Source organism: Frankia sp. CoBUL1, from assembly GCF_978021245.1.
In genome coordinates, this window is sequence record NZ_CDXDOS010000297.1 from 1 (window position 1) to 3,698 (window position 3,698).

At 69.6% G+C, this 3,698-nt stretch carries 5 protein-coding genes; 2 read left to right on the forward strand and 3 right to left on the reverse strand.

Features of this window, described 5'->3' with window-relative positions; translation table 11 throughout:
- Positions 1–230 precede the first annotated feature (230 nt).
- Positions 231–1,034, forward strand: coding sequence for a DUF6444 domain-containing protein (locus AC08OX_RS15815; protein ID WP_476608518.1), 804 nt, complete (start codon positions 231–233; stop codon positions 1,032–1,034).
- A 49-nt stretch (positions 1,035–1,083) separates the two neighbouring features.
- Here the strand turns inward: AC08OX_RS15815 and AC08OX_RS15820 are convergent, their stop codons facing one another.
- The 3 genes from AC08OX_RS15820 to AC08OX_RS15830 are packed head-to-tail and all read right to left on the reverse strand — an operon-like array spanning position 1,084 to position 2,302.
- Complete coding sequence (locus tag AC08OX_RS15820; protein WP_476608519.1) at positions 1,084–1,410, reverse strand: DMT family transporter; 327 nt, start codon at positions 1,408–1,410, stop codon at positions 1,084–1,086.
- A 49-nt stretch (positions 1,411–1,459) separates the two neighbouring features.
- On the reverse strand, positions 1,460–1,957 hold the full coding sequence (locus tag AC08OX_RS15825) for a hypothetical protein (protein WP_476608520.1): 498 nt from the start codon (positions 1,955–1,957) through the stop codon (positions 1,460–1,462).
- Positions 1,958–1,984: 27 nt separating this feature from the next.
- Positions 1,985–2,302 carry a hypothetical protein gene (locus tag AC08OX_RS15830; RefSeq protein WP_476608521.1) on the reverse strand — a complete coding sequence of 106 codons (318 nt, stop codon included), beginning with the start codon at positions 2,300–2,302 and terminating at the stop codon, positions 1,985–1,987.
- Between the two features lie 523 nt (positions 2,303–2,825).
- Here AC08OX_RS15830 and AC08OX_RS15835 point away from each other — a divergent pair.
- A partial coding sequence (locus AC08OX_RS15835) for a DMT family transporter (protein WP_476608522.1) occupies positions 2,826–3,698 on the forward strand: 873 nt, incomplete at its 3' end.

The following is a 3,698-nucleotide window of genomic DNA, read 5'->3' on the forward strand; positions in this document are numbered from 1 at the left end:
GCTCTTCCTTGATCTCTCTCAGCTTCGCCCGCATCCGCTTCTTGTCCGTGACGCGCCTCACCCAGAACCGCCCGTTCCTGGACTTCGCGCACATGTGCGTGAACCCCAGGAACGTGGTTACTGGTCAGGTAGCTCGATCGTTTAGCGTTGTCGCAGGTCAGGTCGCGTGAGTGATATCCGCTGTGGCGCCGGGGTGCTCGCGGTGGGTGACAGCCCTATAGGTTGATCACGTGCCATCCGTCGATCAGCCCGTGCCGTCGTATGACGAGCTCGTGATGTTGATCGGTACGCTACGCCAGGAACTGTCCGAGGTACGCGGCGAGGTGGTCGAGGCGCGGCGGCAGGCTGCGGACGCGGTGGAAGCCCTCGCGCAGGCGACCGCGGAGATCGCGGAGCTGAAGGCGCGGCTGGGCAGGACCTCGAAGAGCTCCTCGAAGCCCCCGAGCAGCGACGGGCCGGCGAAGCCGGCGCCGAAGTCGCGCCGGGAGCGCAGAGGCCGACCGCCGGGCGGCCAGCCCGGTCATCCCGGTTCGACGCTCGCGCTGGTCGCGGACCCGGACCGCACCGTCCTGCACGAGCCGGCGTGCTGCCGGCGGTGCGGAGACGCGCTGCTGCTCGCGCCGGTCACCGGCTTCGAACGTCGCCAGGTCGTCGACGTGGAACGTCCGGCGGGCCGGACGGTCACCGAGCACCGGCTGCTCATGCGGGAGTGCGCCTCGTGTGGGGCGCGGACGCGGGCGGCGGCGGGCGGGGTGGACGCGCCGGTCCAGTACGGTGAGCAGGTCCGCGCTCTGGTCCTCTATCTGTATGGCGGTCAGTTCCTCTCGAAGGACCGCACCGCGCAGGCGATGTCCGAGCTGTTCGGGATCCGACTGTCGGCCGGCACGGTCGTCGCGATCCAGACGCGGGCGACCGCCACGTTGCAGAAGGCGTTCCTGCCGCTGCCCTACCTGCTCGCGGCCAGGCCGCTCTCCATCACATCCATAATCATATATGTACCCGGAGCGGCCACACAAGACACGCTCTTAATATAACTACCCGCGCTTTGACCGACCGAAAAACCCGCTACCAGCTACCAGCTGGTCAGCGGCGGGCACCGCCAAGCTGGAGACCGACCACTCCGACGATGACGAGGGTCAGCGAGGCGACCTTTAGCGCGTTCATCGATTCGCCGAAGACGGCCGCGCCAATGACGGCCATGGCCGCGGTACCGGCCGCGGACCACACCGCGTAAGTGAAGCCGATCTCCAGATGCTGCAACACTCGAGACACGAAAAAAAATGACAGCGGATAGCAGACACAGACCATCAGGGTCGGCCAGAGCCGAGTGAACCCGCTGGTCTCCCGAAGCGCCAGCGTTCCAGTGATCTCCAGCACTATAGCGACGATAAACTGCACGATGACGGCCATACCCGGACGATATCGGCGCGCCGGATGGCCGTCGCCCCGGCCAGGGAATTCAACCCGTTCGGCTCGTCGATCGGCTGGCGGTCACCGGTAGCGGGATGCCGACCCCGTGCCGGGCACTCGCCTCCGCGAGCAACGCGGCCAGCCAGCCCAGCGCGTCCAACGTCCACTCGGCGAGGGCCCCCTGGAAGGTGACCCGGTGCCGAGCAGATCCCTGCCACAGTTCATCGATGACGGCGGGTTCCAGCACCGGATGGTCGTCGTTCGCCGGAGAGAGCGAGTCATCCGAGAAGACGTGCTGGTCGAGTTTGCGCAGCCAGTCGAGCATCGCGGGGGCGGCGGAACGGATGGCCGGGTCCTGCCCGCCGTCCACCGTCACCCGCACCCGCGTTCTGTGCCGCGGGGCGCAGTCGGCGAACCAGCCGGCATCCTGCAGCAGACTTCCCACGGCGGGTGTCCGTGGCGAGATCCCGAGACCCTCGACCGGCGACACCTGCACCGGCAGCAGGAGCTGCACCGCCGTCAGCCGCAGCGTGCCGATCCGCGCCACGGCATCGTCCGCGCAAGCCAGGAACGGCTACACCGGCAGGGGGCGGCGGTTCGGGACCGGTTCGGTCAACGACACCTGGAACCAGGCGGCGCGGGACGGCGACGCCCCGGCGGCGGCAGGCCGGTCCTGCCCGGCATCGTTCATCCCCCACAGGCCGCCGGAGGCGTCCGGCATGGCCTCGGTGAGCCAGCCCAGCGCGGACGACCTCGCGACGAACAGGCTGTACGCGTCGGAGGATGCGACGAAGGGATCCCGCCACGGGTGCGGCGCCAGCTCGCCGTGCAGGGAGGCGAACAGGGTGCCGGCGGGCCCGGCCGCGTCGCCCTCGTGCACTACCGCCGGCACCTGATGTTCCGACCCTTCGTGACGAGTTTGTTCGGGTCGTCGGGCACGCCCACCAGATCCACGTCGATGACGCTACGCCACCCTGTCAGACTGCCGCTCCTGCAGTGGCCCCGCCCGGTCGGCCGTGCGCCGCGCTCCCGTCGGTCTGGAGCGATCCCGCTTCCGTGGACCGGGGGTGTGAGACAGCTACGCCGAGGCCCGGCGAGCAGGACGTTCCCGCTCGGATCATACCGGCGCCCACCAGCCGGGATACATCACATCCGGTTCCCCGGGCCGGTACATTACGGCCATCGTGTCCAACATGCGCGGTCCAGGCGATGCGCCGCGGCGGCTCGACCGGCCGCTCGGCGGCGTACACCCGGTCCCGGCGGTCCCGCTGTCTCCGCCGTCTCCGACGCTCCCCGATGAGGCACCCAGCCCGATGAGTACGCCCGTGCGGGGCGTCCGCCATCCCGCCGGCGCGTCCGGCCGCCCGCCGGCAGCCGGCCCGCGGGCCGGCTCCGCCTGACGGACCGAACGATCCGTGTTGCTCTTCATCCCGCTGGCCCTGTGCGCCGCGTTCCTGCTCGCGTCGTCCGCGGCTCTGCAACAACGCGCCGCCGGACGCAGCCGGTTCGCCGCCCGTGACGACCGGACGCACGCGCTGCCCGGAATAGGGCATCTGGTCGACCTGGCACGCGAACCGATGTGGCTGCTGGGCTGGCTGACAAACGTCGCCGGGTTCTTCACCCAGGCGCTCGCCCTACACCTTGGTTCCCTCGCCGAGGTGCAGCCCCTCATGGTCACCCAGTTACTGTTCACGCTTCCGCTGGGCCTGGTCCGCACCCATCTGCGGATGGTGCGGGGAGCATGGTGGGCGGTGGCATCGATCTGCGCAGGCCTCGCGCTGCTCCTCACGGTCCAGGGACGCCTACCCGCCCATGCTCCCCTGGACGAATACCGGCTGGCGCTGACCATCCTCGCGATCATTGCCCTCGCGGCGACACTGACGGTGTTCTCCCGCGGCCGGCGACCAGCAATGCGTGCGGCGATGCTCGGAGTCGGCGCCGGGCTGTTCTTCGCGCTGAGCGCCCTGCTGATGAAGCAGGTCACCGACGAGACCCTGAACGAGGGGATCGGTACCACCGCGACCCACTGGTTCGCCTACGCCCTGTGCGGAGTCACGATGGCCAGCCTCGTATTCGGGCAGATGGCGTTCGCCGTGGGCCCGCTCGCGCCGACCGTCACTGCCATGAACATCACCAATCCGACGGTCTCCTACACTCTCGCCGTGCTCGTCTTCGGGGTACCCGCCCCGGACACCCCCGGGGTTATCACAGGTGTCACGGTGGCGGCCCTGCTGGTCGTGGGCGGGGTCGTCCTGCTCGCCCGCTCGCCCGCCCTGCCACGCCCCACC